The organism is Pseudomonas sp. Bout1, assembly GCF_034314165.1.
In the GTDB taxonomy this organism is placed as follows: Bacteria; Pseudomonadota; Gammaproteobacteria; order Pseudomonadales; family Pseudomonadaceae; genus Aquipseudomonas.
Genome location: NZ_JAVIWK010000001.1, coordinates 3,468,896 through 3,485,495 on the forward strand (window position 1 = coordinate 3,468,896; position 16,600 = coordinate 3,485,495).

Here is a 16,600-nt window from a genome sequence, read left to right on the forward strand (position 1 = left end):
CTTTTCATGTCCGTCTATAGCGCGCTCATTTTCGATCTTGACGGGACGCTCATCGACAGCGCATTCGATATCGCCAAAGCCCTGAATGTCGGCTTTGCGCTGAACGACTGGCCTGAACTGGACCCCGTGCATGTCGAAAGTTTTCTCGGCAACGGGCCTCGGCGCTTGATCGTCGACATCCTCGAAGACCTCGGCATTGCTTATGACGAGGAGCAGGTGCAGCGCGCGCTTGACGGCTATTTGCAGGCTTACATGGACGACCCGGCGGGCAGTACGCGGTTTTACCCGCATGTGCGTGACGACCTTCAGGCACTGCGCGATGCGGGGATACGCCTGGGGATCTGCACCAACAAAAACCACGCCGTCACCGGCAAGTTGCTGGAGCAGCTGGGCTTGGCCGGGTTGTTCGACGTGGCCTTGGGCGCCGACGCGGTACCGGCATGCAAACCGGACCCCGGGCACCTGCTCGCGGTGGCCGAGGCCATGAACCTGGTAGACCAGGCCTGGGCCTATGTGGGTGACACCCGGGTGGACCAGGTGACGGCGCAGGCGGCGGGCGTGGTGTTTTTTGCAGTGCCTTGGGGCGGTGGTCCCAATGTGGAAGTTTCTCGTGAGCAGCGCTTGAACCGTTTGGCTGATCTGTTACAACGCAGCCCACAAATCGCCAAGGAGCGGATATGAGCGACAGTTTGCTGCAACGCATTATTGATGAAAGCAAAGACATGCACCGGGCCGAGCGACGGGTGGCGAACTTTGTCTCTACCTCGCCGGCCAAGGTCCTGCAAATGAGCATGGCCAAGCTCTCGGAAACCTGTGCGGTCAGCGACCCGACCGTGATGCGGTTCTGCCGACGTTTTGGTTTTGAGAGTTACCAGGCATTCAAGCTGCACTTGGTGCAGAGCCTGGTGCCGTCGGCGCCGTTTGCCTACGAGCAAATCATCCCTGATGACAGCATCGAAAACATTGTGCGCAAGACCTGCCGCAATTCGCTGAACGCGATCCAGCGGCTGGAGGAAGACCTTCAGCCGGAAAAAGTCGCCGACGCTGCCCGCCTGTTGCTGGCCGCCAGTTGGACCGGGATCTACGCCACCGGCATTTCCGTGGTCAACGCGCTGGACGCCGAGCACAAGTTTCAGCGCCTGGGCATGCGTTGCCAGGCCCTGTTGGGTGGCAAGCGCCAGGAAATGCATGCCGAAGGCGCACGTGCCGGCGAAGTCGCGCTGATTTTTTCCCAGTCGGGGCACACCCGCCAGATGGTCGATGTGGCCATCGCGGCACGCAAGGCCGGGGCGAAAGTGGTGTCGATTGCTGCCGATGACAGCCCGCTGGCGAAGGTCAGCGACGTGCTGATCGCGGTAAAGCCCTATGAACATACCGAGCTGATGACGCCCCTGGCGTCGCGGCTCAACCATCACCTGGTGACCAACATGCTGGTCGCGGCGATTGCGATTGCAAGTGGCAGTCAGTTCCCCGACCAACTGACCGCCTTGGACTCATGGCGAACCGACAAGATTTGACCCACAGCCTGTGGGAACACTGCCCAAGTAGGAGGCGTAAATGAGTAACCAACAGAACGAAGCCAAGAAAGTCGCGGCGCGCCGAGTGATCGAAGAGTTCGTGCACGACGGCATGAAGCTGGGCCTCGGTTCCGGGACCACTTCGCACTTCTTCGTTCGTGAACTGGGCAAGCTGGTTGCCGAAGGCCTGCAAGTGACCTGCACCACCACCTCCCGCTCCACCAACGACGTGGCGCGTGAAGTGGGCATCGAGATTACCGACCCGAACGAAATCGGTGAGCTGGACCTGACCGTCGACGGCCCCGACGAGATTGATCGCCAGTTCAACATGATCAAGGGTGGCGGTGCTTGCTTGCTATGGGAAAAGATCATTGCCCACGCCTCCAAACGCATGATCTGCGTGTGTGACGAAACCAAAATCGTCGATAGCCTGGGGCAGTTCCCGCTGCCGGTGGAAGTGGTGCAGTTTGGCTGGAAGCAGACCGAGCGCCTGGTGAAGCGGGTATTGGCAGAGCAGGGCATTACCGAGGTCAACATCATCCGCCGCCTGCGCAACGCTGAACCGGTGGTCACTGACAGCGGCAACTTTATTCTCGATTGCCATTGTGGCCCGGTCATCAGCGACCCGGCACCGTTGGAGATCGAACTCAACCGTATTCCTGGCGTAGTGGAAAACGGCCTGTTCACCCGAGAGGCGGTGGGCATGGTGGTGGGATGTTTCGACGGGTCTTCCTACGTGCGGATGCGATAACTGTATCCGCTGCCTGGAGCAAGGCTGCACCTGCGTGAAAGAAGGCGAAAGACAGTATTAAACCTACAATAATAAGTCGGAGATACTTCCATGAAAAAAGTCGATCTATCAAACGTAAGCCGCCGTAACGTGCTGGCTGGCGGTGTAGTCCTTGGGTTGGGCGCGATGCTTGGGCGCAGCGCCTTTGCAGCGACGCCACTGTCGATTGCCTACTCCAACAAGAGTTTGGACTACTACTTCTTCGTGATCCAGGAGGAGTCAGTCAAGCGAGCCGTGCAGGCACTTTCCGGAAAATTCCAGGCGACCAACGCCAGCTTCGACACCACCACCCAGCTGGGGCAGTGGCAGAGCCTGATGCTGTCCCAGCCGACGGCGATCATCAGTGACCCCATCGACAGCCAGGCGATTGTTTCGGCGATCAAGCGCTACAACCAACGCAAGATTCCGGTGGGCATCATTGATACCCCGGCCGACGGCGGCGATGTGGCGATCACCGTCAGCTTCGATAACTTCAAGGGTGGCGTGATGGCCGCCGAAGAAATCGTCAAGCGCCTGGTGGACAAATACGGTAGCCCCAAAGGCACGGTTCTCAACTGTTTCGGCGCCCTGGCGTCGGTGGCCTGGCGCCTGCGCAAGGAAGGTATGGACTCGGTATTTGCCAAGTACCCAGAGATCAAATACCTGGCCCGGCCGACCGAAGGCCAGTTGGACAAAATGCAATCGGTAACGCTGTCCACCCTCTCGGAATTCCCCGACCTGGACGCGGTGCATGCCCCTTCGGACTCACCTTCGCGCGGTATCGTCGCGGCCCTGAAACAGAAAGACCGCTGGAAGAAAATCGGTGAAAAAGGCCATGTCATTTTCATCAACATCGATGGCGAGCCGGCAGCCCTTGAGTGGATCAAGGACCGCTACATGGACGGGTGCGTGTCCCAGGACCCAGTGGCTTACGGCCAGATTGCCGTCGAGATGATCACCAAGCACGCGCTCAAGGGCGAGGCCGTTCCCCTGGGCACCTACCAGAACAAGGATTACTTCTGGGAGACCGGTGAAATTGTGCAGAGCAAGACCGGCCCTGCGCTGATTATTCCGGCGTTCCTGATCACCCCGGAAAACGCCGACGACAAACGCCACTGGGGCTACGTCGCCGAGAAAGTGTGGGGTGTGTCCTCCAAGTGATGGGCTGTCGTTGCAGAGTGAACCTCTGCTGCGATGTTTCTGCGACATGGTGATGGTGAGAACAATAAAATGACCTTACACCCAACGCCCGCCGACACGATTCTTGCGATCGATAACGTCGCCAAAAGCTATGGCCCGGTGCACGCCTTGCGGGGGTGTCCACGCAGATTCGTCGCGGCTCGATCCATGGGCTGCTGGGCGAAAACGGCGCGGGCAAGTCCACGCTGGTCGGGATCATCTCGGGCCAGGTCATCCCAACCTCCGGGCAGATCCTGCTGGATGGGCGTGTGCTCAAACAGGTTGACGTCAAGGCGATGGAGCAGGCCGGGGTGTTTCTGGTGACCCAGGAGCCGATGATCATCGGCAACCTGACGGCGGCAGAAAACCTGATGCTGGGCATCTGGCCGACCCGTAACGGGCTGATCGACTGGAAACAGTTGGGGGCCGATGCGGCCCGGATGCTCGATGGTTCGGGCATCGACCCCCGGTCCCTGGCCGGCAGCCTCGACGCGGTGGCGCGGCGCAAGCTGAACATCCTGCGGGCGATGTTTTCCGGGGGCAAGGTCATCATTCTCGACGAACCAACGGCGTCGTTGACGGTGGTCGACCGGCGACAGCTGTTCGACTTCATGCTGCGCCTCAAAAGCGAAGGCGTGACCTTCATCTTCATTTCCCACTACAACGACGAAATTCTCGAGATCTGCGACGCGGTCACCGTGTTGCGTGACGGCAGCCTGGCCGGCACGCGCGATGACCTCACCGCGTTGACCTCCGAGCAGCTCACCGAATTGGTGATTGGCCACGGCGTGGCGTTGTTCCAGCGCAAGCGCCGTGACCATGACGGCAAGGCCCCGGCGGTTTCGTTGCGCGGTGTGCGGGGCAAATGCCTGGCGTTGGAACGCCTCGATATTGCCCCCGGCGAAGTGGTGGGGTTCACCGGCCTCCCGGGCGCGGGTGCCAAGGAAATGGCTCGTGCGATCTTCGGGCTGCACCCGTCGATGGGCACGCTTTCGATCAATGGCGAGGCCGTGCGGCCGTTGCCCAGGTCTCCCAGCGACGCCTTCGCGGCGGGCATCGCCTACCTCTCCGATGATCGGCGCAAGGACGGGGCGGTAGGGCAGATGTCGATCGGCAGCAATATCGCCATGTCCTCACTGGGCGCACGGACCCGGCTGGGTTTCATCGACACCCAGGCTGAAACCTCGGTGATCGATCACTATTTTACGGCGATGGGGGTCAAGTCGCCCAACCCGGATTACTCGGTCAACACCCTCAGCGGCGGCAACCAGCAGAAGGTCTGCCTGGGCCGGGTGCTTGCCACTCGGCCACGCTTGCTGATGGTCGACGAGCCGACCCGAGGCATCGACATGGGGGTGAAACAGGACGTGCTGCGCATCATCGACGCACTCAGCGATGCCGGCGTAGCGGTGATCATCGTCTCCAGCGACACCGATGAACTGGTACGCGCGGTGGACCGGGTGTGCATCTTCGACCAAGGCACGATCAAGGAAACATTGACGGGAGAGGACATCACCGTCGAGCGCATTCGCGCATCCGTACAAGGATCCAGCAGTTGAAAAAGAATAAGAGTGGAGACGCCGAAATGGAAACTATCGCCAGGCCTGTCAACCGGGTGTCGCCTGCCGCGACCAAAGTCAACGGCCCCGCTGTATTGGGCTGGGTTTTACACAATGTGGTGTGGATTTGGCTGATCGCGCTGGTGGCCCTGTTCGGTGCCTTCAACGAGTTCTTCTTCACCCTGTTCAACCTGCAGAACGTGATGGTGCAGGCCACGGTGCTGGGCACCCTGGGGTTGGCGGTAGCGTTGCCGCTGCTGGTGGCGGAAATCGACCTGTCGATCCCGGCCAATGCCGGATTTTCCTCGGCGGTGGGGGCACTGGCCTACTCCAGCTGGGGTTTGCCGTGGTACCTGGCCGTGGCCATCGGCCTGCTGGTGGGCACCTTGATCGGGTTCTTCAACGGGTTGTGCATTACTCGCCTGAAGATGGTCTCGCTGATTGAAACCCTGGCGATGATGATCATTTTGCAAGGCGCCTTGCTGGCCCTGACCCAGGGCACCACGTTGACCAACATGGCCGACGGTTATATCTGGATCGGCCAGGTGACGATTGATGGCTGGCCGCTGATGCCGGTGGTGTTTCTGCTGGCGCTGGTGGTGATGGGCGTCGTGCTGCGGCGCACGGTGCTGGGCCGTTCGATCTACGCGGTGGGCGGTAACCCGATTGCGTCGAACTCCGCCGGTATTCGCGTGGACCGGGTGAAGATCATCACTTACACCATTTCAGGCTTTTTGGCCGCGCTGGCAGGCTTTCTGCTGGCCTCCTGGCAGATGGCGATTACGTCGAGCCAAGGCTCCAGCTACCTGCTTTATGCCATTGCGGCGCCGATTATCGGGGGCGTCAGTGTGTTTGGCGGGCGCGGCAACGTGAAGGGGGTACTGGGCGGTGTGTTACTGCTGACGGTCATCCAGGTCGGCCTGGCCATTGTGAATGTACCTTCGTTCTACGTCGGCATGATAGGTGGCGTGATGATTTTTATCGCGGTCGCCATCGACGCCATTCGCGTGCGTTATTTCGGTTAACTCAACCCATTTCAGGAAACGCCAATGTCTTTTACTGCGCACGGCAAGCACCTTATCGCGGGGCAGTGGGTCGCGACCGACACGACCTTTTCCAACGCGCCTACCCACGGCCCGGTCAGTGACTTTTCGGCCGGTAGCGTCGAACTGGTGAACCGGGCCTGTGAAGCGGCCGAGGAGGCTTTCTGGAGTTTTGGCTACTCGACGCGGGAAGCGCGGGCGACGTTTCTGAATACGATTGCCGATGAAATCGAGGCGCGCGCCGAGACGATCACCGCCATCGGTTCACTGGAAACCGGCTTGCCCGAGGCACGGCTCCAGGGCGAACGTGGGCGCACCGTAGGGCAACTTCGGCTGTTTGCCGCGCATATTCTGGCGGGCGATTACCTCGACCGCCGGCATGACGTGCCACTGCCGGATCGTCAGCCGCTGCCGCGTCCGGACATTCGATTGATGCAGCGTCCCCTCGGGCCTGTAGCGGTGTTTGGGGCGTCGAACTTCCCCCTTGCGTTCTCCACTGCGGGAGGTGACGTAGCCTCTGCGCTGGCCGCCGGTTGCCCGGTGGTGGTCAAGGGGCACGAGGCGCACCCGGGGACGAGTGAGATCATGGCCGAAGCGATTCACGCTGCGATTGAAAAATGTGCGGTTCACCCAGGCGTGTTCAGCCTTGTCCACGGAGGCTCCCGGGCGGTGGGGCAGCGCCTGGTGCAGCATCCGCTGATCAAGGCGGTCGGCTTTACCGGTTCGCTTGCCGCAGGCCGGGCGCTGTTCGACCTGTGCGCCAAGCGCTTTGAGCCGATTGCGTTTTATGGTGAGTTGGGCTCGGTGAACCCGATGTTTCTGATGCCTCACGCCTTACGCGAACGTGGGTTGGAGATTGCCAGGGGCTGGGCCGGTTCGCTGACCCAGGGCGCCGGGCAGTTCTGCACCAACCCGGGGGTTGCCGTGCTGGTCGAGGGCGAGGAGGCCACTGCGTTTATCCGGGCGGTAGTACAGGCGCTGGGACCGGTGGGCGCGCAAGTCATGCTTACCGAGGGAATTGCCGCGGCCTATCGGGCCGGGCGTGATCGGCTGGCGGAGTCGGTCGGTGTGCGCGAGGTGCTGACCACCACCTGTGAGCTGCGCCAGGCAACGCCCTATCTGTTTGCCACAACGGGCCGCGAATGGCTGGCCAATGCCTCACTCGGGCACGAAGTGTTTGGCCCGCTTGGCCTGGTTGTGACCGTGGCGAATGTTGATGAGTTATTGCAGGTGGCGCGTTCGCTTGAGGGGCAACTGACCTGCACCCTCCATATGGATGCGGCCGATACCGATGAAGTCCGGCGCCTGCTGCCGATTCTGGAGCGCAAGGCCGGGCGCATCCTGGCCAATGGTTTCCCGACGGGGGTCGAGGTGAGCGAGGCGATGGTGCATGGCGGGCCGTATCCGGCGTCGACCAACTTTGGCGCCACTTCAGTGGGCACCATGGCTATCCGCAGATTCCTTCGGCCGGTCAGCTATCAGAACATTCCGAGCACGTTATTACCTTTGGATTTGCGGTACTTGTCGGCGCCATAGCAAGCGTTGAGATTGGCGGCGGTAAACGAAGTTTTTTGGGGCTTGTGTCGTTCCGTCGCCACAAAGCTTTTGCCACGGTTTTTGCGATAGCCATAGATTCAACTGCTTTGCAGCCATTAAACCCGGCAATACCGGTGGTGGCCGTTCAGCGTCATTGAACTCAATTTAAGGTAAAGACGTGCGCAGCGTGTATTCCGTAGCTGACTCTTGAAGCATATTACGCATCCAACGATGGGCCGGGTCACTGTCGAGCACCTTGTTCCACAGGGTGAACTCGCGTAGCAGCGGCAGTTCAAACGGCGGCGTCAGTGCGCGCAATGACAAAAAGTCGCCGTACAGGGTCGCCAGGCTGCGGGGTATCACCGCCACCCGCTGAGTGCCCACCAACAGGTGAGGCACGGTGTTGAAGCTGCTGGTAGTCAGCTCCACACGACGGGCCTGGCCGTAGCCCTGCAGGATTTTTTCGCTGAAGCTTGGTTCGCGGGCGCTGCCGAAGTTGACCGCGATATGGCCCAGCTTCAAATACCCTTCCAGGCTCAGGTGCTCACCCACCTGGCTGTTTTGCGCCCAGACTACACACTGGTAGTCGTCCTCAAATAACAACTCCTTGGCATGCAGGTCGGACAAGTACTGGTCCGGCATGATCACAAAGTCCACTTCGCCCTGGGTAAGCATCTGGTTGTAGTGATCGGAGGCGTGTTGGATGTCCAGCGTGATGTACGGCGCGCGTTGCTGCAGGCGCTGCGCCAGCGGGCCGAGAATCACCGTGGTCACAAAGTCGGTGGCAATCAGCTTGAAGTGCCGCTTGCAGGTCAGCGGGTCGAATTCGGGCTTGTTGACGATGGTCGACTGAATGTCCAGCAACACCCGCCGCACCGGCTCGGCCAGGCCTTGGGCGAGTGGCGTCGGCAACATCTTGCGCCCCACCTGCACCAGCAACTCATCATCGAAATAATCGCGCAGGCGCCCGAGCAGGCCGCTGGCCGCCGACTGGCTGACGTTCAGGCGCGCGGCGGCGCGGGTGATGTTCTGCTCGGTAAGCAGCGTATCGAGCACCACCAGCAAGTTTAAATCCAGGTGATGAAAACGCATGGTCTTGCCTCTAGGTGAGCGTGGTGCGTTGTATCACTTTTTATGGATGGATGGCATCCCGATAATCGATTGTTCGGATTGTTTGACCGTCCCTATGATTGATCCAGAGCCTGCAGGAGCGCAGCTTCGCAACAGACCTTTCAAGACAAAAATAACAAGTCAGAGGTTGGTACAGATGAGACGGATACCTATGAGTAGCCGCCAAGCGGCGGCCCTGGCTACTGCGCTGGCCGCAGTTGGCTGCCTGCCTCACGCGGGCGCTTTTGAAATCGACACTGGTGACTCCGACCTGCGCCTGCGGTGGGACAACACCCTCAAGTACAACGCTGCCTGGCGTGTCAAAGACCGGGACAGCAAGCTCGTCAGCACAGTCAACCAGGACGACAGTGACCGTAACTTCAACAAGGGCCTGATCTCCAACAGGCTGAATATCCTGTCTGAATTTGATGCGCGCTATAACAACTTCGGCACCCGCGTGAGTGCGGCCGGTTGGTATGACAGCGTGTACGAAGGCGGCAACGATAACGACTCCCCGGCCACCGCCAATCAGCGCTCAGTGCGCTATGACCACTTCACGGACGACACCCGCAAGCTGCACGGCAGCAATGCCGAGATCCTCGATGCGTTTGTCTTCGGCAAGGGCAACGTCGGCGAGCTGCCCACCAGCTTCCGCCTGGGCCGGCACACCGTGTTGTGGGGCGAAAGCCTGTTTTTCGGGGCCAATGGCATTGCGGGTGGGCAGGCCCCGGTGGACATCATCAAGGCCACCTCGGTGCCCAATACGCCGTTCAAGGAACTGATTCGCCCGGTCAATCAATTCTCCGGGCAGGTCCAGTTGCGGCCGAACGTCTCGGTGGCGGCGTACTACCAGTTTGCGTGGGAAGAGAACCGCATCCCCGCGGTAGGCAGTTATTTTTCCACCTCGGATGTGGTGGGCGAGGGCGGTGAACGCTTGATCGTGGGTGGCCCGATCGGCCCCAACCAACAACCGCTGGCGTTCTTCCACGGCAAGGACATCAAGGCGGACGACAAGGGCCAGTACGGTCTGTCGCTGCGGTTTTCGCCTGAAGACTGGAACACCGATTTTGGCCTCTATGCGATCCGCTACCACGCCAAGGACCCGATGGTTTATACCCGCGCCAATCCGGGCGGCCCCAACCCGTTGACCGGTCAACTGGGCGAATACCAATTGGTGTACGCCGAAGGGATTCGCGCATTTGGCGCCAGCTTCAGCACCTCGGTGGGCGATGCCAACGTTGCCGGTGAAGTCTCGGTACGGCGCAATACGCCGCTGGTGAGCGTGTCCCAGGCTAACCCGACGGGCCTGGGAGACAACGACAGCCATGCCTTGTACGCCGTGGGCAACTCGCTGCATGCCCAGCTCTCCAGCCTCTACTCGTTCAACAGCAACGGCATTTGGGATTCCGCCAGCCTGGCGGGTGAAGTGGCCTGGCACCGGCGTACCAGCATCACCAAAAACGCTGCCGCGCTCGACCCCAACAGCGAGCGCGATGCCTGGGGACTGCGCATGAGCTTCACCCCCAACTTCTTCCAGGTGTACCCCGGCGTCGACCTGAGTGTGCCGCTGGGGCTGGGCTACAACCCGAAAGGGCGCTCGTCGGTGATCAGCAAATTCAACAACGGCGTGGGCGACAAAGGCGGCGATCTGAGCATCGGCCTGCAGCTTGAATACCTGCAAACCTGGAAGGCCGGCCTCAACTACACGCACTACATCGGCGGCAGCGACAACTTCCTCGATAGCCACAACGCCAACACCTATGGGCAACCGCTCAAGGACCGCGACTTTATCGCCTTCACCGTCCAGCGATCATTTTGACCGTGGCTGCACAACAACAATAAATAGAGGTGCGTTTCATGAAATTCCAACCGTTGATGCTTGCAGGTCTGTTGGTGGCTGTTGCGCCCGCAGGCTGGGCTGCAACTGATGCCCAGGCCCAGCAACTCAAGTCCACGCTGACGCCGTTGGGCGCCGAGCGCGCCGGTAACGCCGATGGCAGTATTCCCGCATGGGACAAGGGTTTTGCCCAGGTTCCGGCTGGCATCAACCCGGGCCCGCGCCTGCCGGACTACTTTGCCAGTGACAAGCCGCTGTACTCGGTCACCCCGCAAAACGTGGCGCAGTACGCCGACAAACTCAGCGACGGGCAAAAAGCGTTGTTCGCCAAATACCCGACCTACCGCATCGACGTGTACCCGAGCCGGCGCACCGCCGCCGCGCCGCAATGGGTCTACGACAACACCCTGAAAAACGCCACGGCCGCGCACCTCACCCATGAGGGCAACACGCTGGAAGGCGCCAGTGGCGGCATACCGTTCCCGATTCCGACCACCGGCGCCGAAGTGATCTGGAACCATCACCTGAGCTGGCGCGGCGTGGCCTGGAGGAACGACTACAACGTGTACGTGATCACCGCCAGCGGCCAGCGCATTCTGTCAGCCACAGTACAGGCGCAGCGCGAGATGCCGTATTACTTCCAGGACGGTAAACCCGAATACAAAGGGGTGTACTGGATGACACGCCTGGTCAACCTCGGCCCGCCGCAACGTGCCGGTGAAGCCTTGCTGGGCCGTGAACCGCTGGATTACGCCAACGGCGGGCCGCAATCCTGGGTCTACCTGGCCGGTCAGCGTCGTGTGCGCAAGCTGCCGGTGTCGTCTTACGACACGCCCACGCCCACCAGTTCCGGCGTGGCCAACTTCGACGAGGTCTCGGTGTTCACCGGCCCGCTCGACCGCTATGACTGGAAGATAGTCGGCAAGCAGGAAATGCTGATTCCCTACAACAGCAACAAGATCCTGCAACCGGCCAAAGACGACGCGATCCTCGGCGAACGCTTCCTCAACCCCGACCACATGCGCTGGGAACTGCATCGCGTGTGGGTGATTGAAGGCAACCTGGTCGCCGGCAAACGCCACAGCATGCCCAAGCGCCGCTTCTACGTAGACGAAGACACCTGGATGGCCGTACTCGGCGACAGCTGGGATGCCAACCACCAACTGTGGCGCACCTACTTTCAACTGCCGTACCTGATGCCGCAATTGCCGGGGTTGGTGCGTGGTTTGTACGGCCAGTACGACCTGCAGACCGGTGCGTGGATGGCTCACAACGTGGTCACCGAAAAACGCGTGCACAACGACGTCGTCGCACCGTTCCCCGACAGTGATTTCAGCCCGGACGGCCTGGCTGCCGATGGTGTGCGTTGATGCCTGGTTATCCGTTCTGGCTGGCGCTGGGAATGCTCGGTGTGAGCCTGGCAACCCAGGCCGCTGATGCGCCGGTCAGCGATGTTTTGCTGCGCCCGGCGCTCAAGGTCAGCGCGCCGGAACGAGCGGTGCTGATCGACATCACCCGCGCCGGCAACCGCCTGGTGGCCGTCGGCGAGCGAGGGCTGATTCTGCTCTCGGACGACAACGGCCAACATTGGCGCCAAGCCTCGGTACCTGCCAGCGTGAGCCTCACGTCGGTGAGCTTTGCGACGGCCTTGCAAGGCTGGGCAGCCGGGCATGCGGGCGTGGTACTGCACACCGTCGATGCCGGTGAGCACTGGACGCTTCAGCTGGACGGCAAACTCGCCGCGCAACAAGTGCTTGATGCGGTGCCGGCGGGCAATCAGCTGCAGCTCAAAGTTGCTCAATGGTTCGTCGCCGACGGCGCCGACAAACCCTGGCTGGCAGTCAACTTCAGCAACGAGCTCGAAGGCACCGTGGTGGGCGCTTTCGGCCTGATCCTGCACACCACGGACGGCGGTGCCACCTGGCACTCCTGGGTCGACCGCCTGCCCAATCCGGCAGGCAATCACCTGTACGCAATCGCTGCCCGGGGCTCGCGCATCTACATCGCCGGCGAGCAGGGCAGCCTGTGGACATCGGCGGACGGCGGCGCAAGTTTCACTCGCTTGAGCCTCCCCTATGACGGCAGTTTTTTTGCCATCGACCTGGCTCCGGGCGGCGAGGTTTTAGTTGCCGGCTTGAAGGGCAACGTTTGGCGCAGCAGCGATCAAGGCGAGCACTGGCAAGCCGTGAGCAATCCGTTCAACAGCAGTGTGATGGCCGCGCGGTCGCTGGGCGGCGTGGGCGTGCTGCTCGCCGACCAAAGCGGCCATTTGCTGCTCTGCACGCCGGGCGCTGCGTTGCGTGAGCAAGGGAAGTCGAGCGCCGTGGCGTCATTTACCCAGGCGGCAGACGGCCAATGGATCACGGTAGGCGCTCGGGGCATCCAGCGCGTGGAACAGGTGAAAGCGCAATGACTGATCTGAGTAATCCCGCGCTACAGAATCTCAAGGCATTCGACCGTCGTTCCGGTTCGCTGGTCGAGCGCGCGCTGTTCAACCATCGCGGGCTAGTGCTGTGGCTGTGCCTGCTGCTGACCCTCGGCCTGGGCGCCGCGAGCACGCGCCTGGGGCTCAACGCCAGCTTCGAAAAAATGATCCCCACCGGGCACCCCTACATTGCCAACTACCTGGCCAACCGACAGGAACTCACTGGCCTGGGCAACGCCGTGCGCATCGCCGTCGAAGCGCCGGGCGGTTCGATCTACGACACGCACTACCTGGAGTTGCTGGCGCGTCTCAACGACAAAGTGTTCCTGTTACCGGGTGTCGACCGGCCCTTCATGAAGTCGCTGTGGACCCCCAACATGCGCTGGATGGCCGTGACCGAAGAGGGCGTGGAGGGCGGTCGGGTGATCCCCGACGACTACGACGGCTCGCCCGACAGCCTGGAAACCGTACGCCTGAACGCCGCGCGCTCGGGTGAGATCGGCCAGACCATCGCGCTCGACGGCCACTCCAGCCTGATCTTTGTGCCCTTGATGGACATCGACACGCAAACCAGCAAGCCGCTGGACTACAGCGCCTTGTCGCAACAATTGGAACAACTGCGCAGCGAGTTCCAGGCCCAGGGGCTGACCCTGCACATCACCGGTTTCGTCAAAGTGGTGGGCGACCTGATCGAGGGCTTGCGCCAGGTGCTGCTGTTTTTTGCCGCAGCGATCGTGATCGCCACTCTCATGCTCTACGTGTTCACCCGATGCCTGCGCAGCACCTTGCTGGTGATGGCCTGTTCGTTGGTTGCCGTGGTGTGGCAACTGGGCTTGGTGGCGTTACTCGGGTTTGAGCTTGACCCGTATTCGGTGCTGGTGCCGTTTCTGGTGTTGGCCATCGGTATGAGCCACGGCGCGCAGAAAATGAACGGCATCATGCAAGACATCGGGCGCGGCATGCACCGCCAGGTAGCGGCGCGTTTTACCTTTCGGCGGCTGTTCCTCGCCGGCCTCACCGCGTTGTTGTGCGATGCGGTGGGCTTCGGCGTGTTGATGCTGATCGATATCAAGGTCATTCAAGACCTGGCGTTGATCGCCAGCATCGGCGTCGCGGTACTGGTGTTTACCAACCTCATCCTGCTGCCGATTCTACTCAGCTATTGCGGGGTCAGCGCCCGCGCTGCAACCCGCAGCCTGCGCAGTGAAGAGGCCGCCCGGCACGGGCAAAAGCATGCGCTGTGGGCGTTTCTGGATCGCTTCACGCAGCGCCGTTGGGCGACGGTCACATTGATCGTCAGCGCATTGCTCGGCGGTGGTGGCTGGTGGATCAGCCAGCAACTGCAAGTCGGCGACCTCGACGCCGGCGCGCCGGAGCTGCGTGCCGACTCACGCTACAACCGCGACAACGGGTTTATGGTGGCGCACTACGGCGCCAGCAGCGATGTATTCGCGGTGATCGTGCGTACGCCCGAGAGCACCTGCTCCGACTACACCACCCTGATGCGCGTGGATGCGCTGGAGTGGCGCCTACGTCAACTGCCGGGCGTGGAGGCCACTGCCTCGCTGGCCAGCCTCAACCGCAGCCTGCTGGTGGGCATGAGCGAAGGCAACCCGAAGTGGTACGACCTGACGCAGAACCAGGCGCTGCTCAATTCGATCACCGGGCGGGCGCCGCGCGAGCTGTTCAATCAGAGCTGCAACACCCTCACGCTCTACGCCTACCTACGCGACCACAAGGCGGTGACGCTCACGCGTCTGGTGGACGAAGTGCAAGCGTTCGCCCAGGCCAACGACACTCAGGATGTGAAGTTTTTGCTGGCCGCCGGCAATGCCGGAATCGAGGCCGCGACCAACATCGTCGTCAAGCAGGCCAACCACGACATGCTCTATTGGGTGTACGGCGCGGTGATCGTGCTGTGCCTGCTGACTTTCCGTTCGGTGGCGGCGGTGGTCTGCGTGATTCTTCCGCTGATGCTCACCTCTATTTTGTGCGAAGTGCTGATGGTGTGGCTGGGCATCGGCGTCAAGGTCGCGACCCTGCCGGTGATTGCGCTGGGCGTAGGCATCGGCGTGGATTACGCGCTGTATGTAATGAGCATAGTGCTGGCGCGAAGCAAGGCCGGGGACAGCCTGTCCCAGGCGTATTACCAGGCGCTGCTGTTTACGGGGAAAGTGGTGATGCTGACCGGCGTGACCCTGGCAGTCGGCGTCGCCACCTGGGCGTTTTCGCCGATCAAGTTCCAGGCCGACATGGGCATTCTGCTGGCGTTCATGTTTGTGCTGAACATGGTGGGCGCGCTGGTGCTGCTGCCGGCCCTGGCGCACTTCCTGCTACCCGCGCGGGCAGCGGTTATCTCTTCTGAACACTCGATAACAACAACAGGAAAAGCCTCATGAGTCAGTTCTCGCAAGCCGCTCCCGTGCCGCGTCGGCGCGGTTCGGGCGCATTGTTGTTGCTGGGCAGTTGCCTGCCGGTGCTGGGCGGCGTGTTGATTGCACCGGTGTTGCCACGTATCGCCGACCACTTCGCCGGCACGGCCAATGTCGGGCTGCTGGTGCCCATCGTGCTGACATTGCCGGCGCTGATGATCGCGCTGTTTTCGCCGTTCGCCGGCTGGCTCTCCGACCGCATCGGGCGCAAGCGCCTTTTGGTCTTGGCGATGCTGTTGTATGGCATCTGCGGGCCGCTGCCGTTGTTGCTGGATGACCTCAACGTGATCCTCTTCAGCCGTGCCGGGTTGGGGCTTGCGGAGGCGGCGATCATGACCTGCTGCACGGCGCTGATCGGTGACTACTACGAGGGCCGCAAGCGCATGCAATTGCTCTCCTGGCAGACCATCGTCACGTCGCTCTCGGCCACCGCGTTTTTCATGCTCGGCGGGCTTATCGGCGAGCACGGCTGGCGCGTGCCGTTTGCGCTGTACATCGTTGGCCTGGTGTTTGCGCCGCTGATGCATCTGGCCTTGAGCGAGCCTCTGCGCCGCGCCAGTGCGGTGGTTCAAGCGCAACAGACCAGTGAGTTTCCGCTGCGTTCGCTCTCGGTGATTTGTGGCATGACGATTCTCGTCGCGCTGGGCTTTTTTATCGTGCCGGTACAAACCGGTTTCCTGTTGGAACACATTGGCATCGACTCGCCGCAACGCATCGGCATGGCGATCGGCCTGGGTCATTCGGCAGTGTTTCTCGGCGCGCTGCTGTTCCGCCGCTTGAGTCGCTTCGGGCCGGGTTTGCTGCTGGCGCTGGGGTTTCTGATCTCCGGCGCTGGCATCCTGATGCTGGCCAATGCGGTGGATTACCGCACGGCCATCATCGCGGTGATGGTCAACGGATTAGGCGGGGGCCTGGCGTTACCTACGGTGCTGAGTTGGGCGCTGTCGACCTTGAGCATCGAGCACCGAGGCAAGGGTACAGGCCTGTTCAACGCGGGTTTTTTCGGCGGTCAGTTTGCCAGCCCGTTATTGGTGATGGCGCTGTCTGGCGCGGCGGATGGTCGAGTTGGCGCGGTAGCGCTGCTGGGCTGGGGGCTGTTGCTGGCGGCGTTGGTGTCGCTGATTGCTCCGGCCATTGCAGGGAGGCGCCTACTAGACCCGATTCAGGTCGCCGATGACTTGGTGCTGCATTGA

At 61.5% G+C, this 16,600-nt stretch carries 13 protein-coding genes; 12 read left to right on the forward strand and 1 reads right to left on the reverse strand.

What is annotated here, in order from left to right:
• Positions 1-6: 6 nt before the first annotated feature.
• From RGV33_RS16160 to RGV33_RS16190, 7 genes are all read left to right on the forward strand, one after another.
• Complete coding sequence (locus RGV33_RS16160) at positions 7-681, forward strand: HAD-IA family hydrolase (RefSeq protein ID WP_322145144.1); 675 nt, start codon at positions 7-9, stop codon at positions 679-681.
• Positions 678-1,517, forward strand: coding sequence for a MurR/RpiR family transcriptional regulator (locus RGV33_RS16165; RefSeq protein WP_322145145.1), 840 nt, complete (start codon positions 678-680; stop codon positions 1,515-1,517). The genes RGV33_RS16160 and RGV33_RS16165 overlap by 4 nt, the downstream gene beginning before the upstream one ends.
• Before the next feature lie 40 nt (positions 1,518-1,557).
• Positions 1,558-2,268 (forward strand): ribose 5-phosphate isomerase A, encoded by a 711-nt coding sequence (rpiA, locus tag RGV33_RS16170; RefSeq protein WP_322145146.1) that lies wholly within the window; start codon positions 1,558-1,560, stop codon positions 2,266-2,268.
• Between the two features lie 90 nt (positions 2,269-2,358).
• On the forward strand, positions 2,359-3,447 hold the full coding sequence (locus RGV33_RS16175; protein ID WP_322145147.1) for a sugar ABC transporter substrate-binding protein: 1,089 nt from the start codon (positions 2,359-2,361) through the stop codon (positions 3,445-3,447).
• Positions 3,448-3,602: 155 nt separating this feature from the next.
• On the forward strand, positions 3,603-5,024 hold the full coding sequence (locus tag RGV33_RS16180; RefSeq protein ID WP_322145148.1) for a sugar ABC transporter ATP-binding protein: 1,422 nt from the start codon (positions 3,603-3,605) through the stop codon (positions 5,022-5,024).
• A 26-nt stretch (positions 5,025-5,050) separates the two neighbouring features.
• Positions 5,051-6,049 carry an ABC transporter permease gene (locus RGV33_RS16185; protein WP_322145149.1) on the forward strand — a complete coding sequence of 333 codons (999 nt, stop codon included), beginning with the start codon at positions 5,051-5,053 and terminating at the stop codon, positions 6,047-6,049.
• Positions 6,050-6,073: 24 nt separating this feature from the next.
• Positions 6,074-7,603, forward strand: coding sequence for an aldehyde dehydrogenase (NADP(+)) (locus RGV33_RS16190; protein WP_322145150.1), 1,530 nt, complete (start codon positions 6,074-6,076; stop codon positions 7,601-7,603).
• A 165-nt stretch (positions 7,604-7,768) separates the two neighbouring features.
• Here RGV33_RS16190 and RGV33_RS16195 read toward each other — a convergent pair whose 3' ends face one another.
• Complete coding sequence (locus RGV33_RS16195) at positions 7,769-8,695, reverse strand: LysR family transcriptional regulator (protein ID WP_322145151.1); 927 nt, start codon at positions 8,693-8,695, stop codon at positions 7,769-7,771.
• A 190-nt stretch (positions 8,696-8,885) separates the two neighbouring features.
• Between RGV33_RS16195 and RGV33_RS16200 the strand changes: the two genes are divergently transcribed.
• Genes RGV33_RS16200 through RGV33_RS16220 form a run of 5 tightly spaced genes read left to right on the forward strand, consistent with a single transcriptional unit; the run spans position 8,886 to position 16,600 of the window.
• Positions 8,886-10,532 (forward strand): DUF1302 domain-containing protein, encoded by a 1,647-nt coding sequence (locus RGV33_RS16200; RefSeq protein ID WP_322145152.1) that lies wholly within the window; start codon positions 8,886-8,888, stop codon positions 10,530-10,532.
• Positions 10,533-10,570: 38 nt separating this feature from the next.
• Positions 10,571-11,920 (forward strand): DUF1329 domain-containing protein, encoded by a 1,350-nt coding sequence (locus RGV33_RS16205; RefSeq protein WP_322145153.1) that lies wholly within the window; start codon positions 10,571-10,573, stop codon positions 11,918-11,920.
• Entirely contained in the window at positions 11,920-12,963 is a 1,044-nt protein-coding gene (locus RGV33_RS16210) for a WD40/YVTN/BNR-like repeat-containing protein (protein ID WP_322145154.1), read from the forward strand. The genes RGV33_RS16205 and RGV33_RS16210 overlap by 1 nt, the downstream gene beginning before the upstream one ends.
• Complete coding sequence (locus RGV33_RS16215; RefSeq protein ID WP_322145155.1) at positions 12,960-15,374, forward strand: efflux RND transporter permease subunit; 2,415 nt, start codon at positions 12,960-12,962, stop codon at positions 15,372-15,374. The genes RGV33_RS16210 and RGV33_RS16215 overlap by 4 nt, the downstream gene beginning before the upstream one ends.
• Complete coding sequence (locus RGV33_RS16220) at positions 15,371-16,600, forward strand: MFS transporter (protein WP_322145156.1); 1,230 nt, start codon at positions 15,371-15,373, stop codon at positions 16,598-16,600. The genes RGV33_RS16215 and RGV33_RS16220 overlap by 4 nt, the downstream gene beginning before the upstream one ends.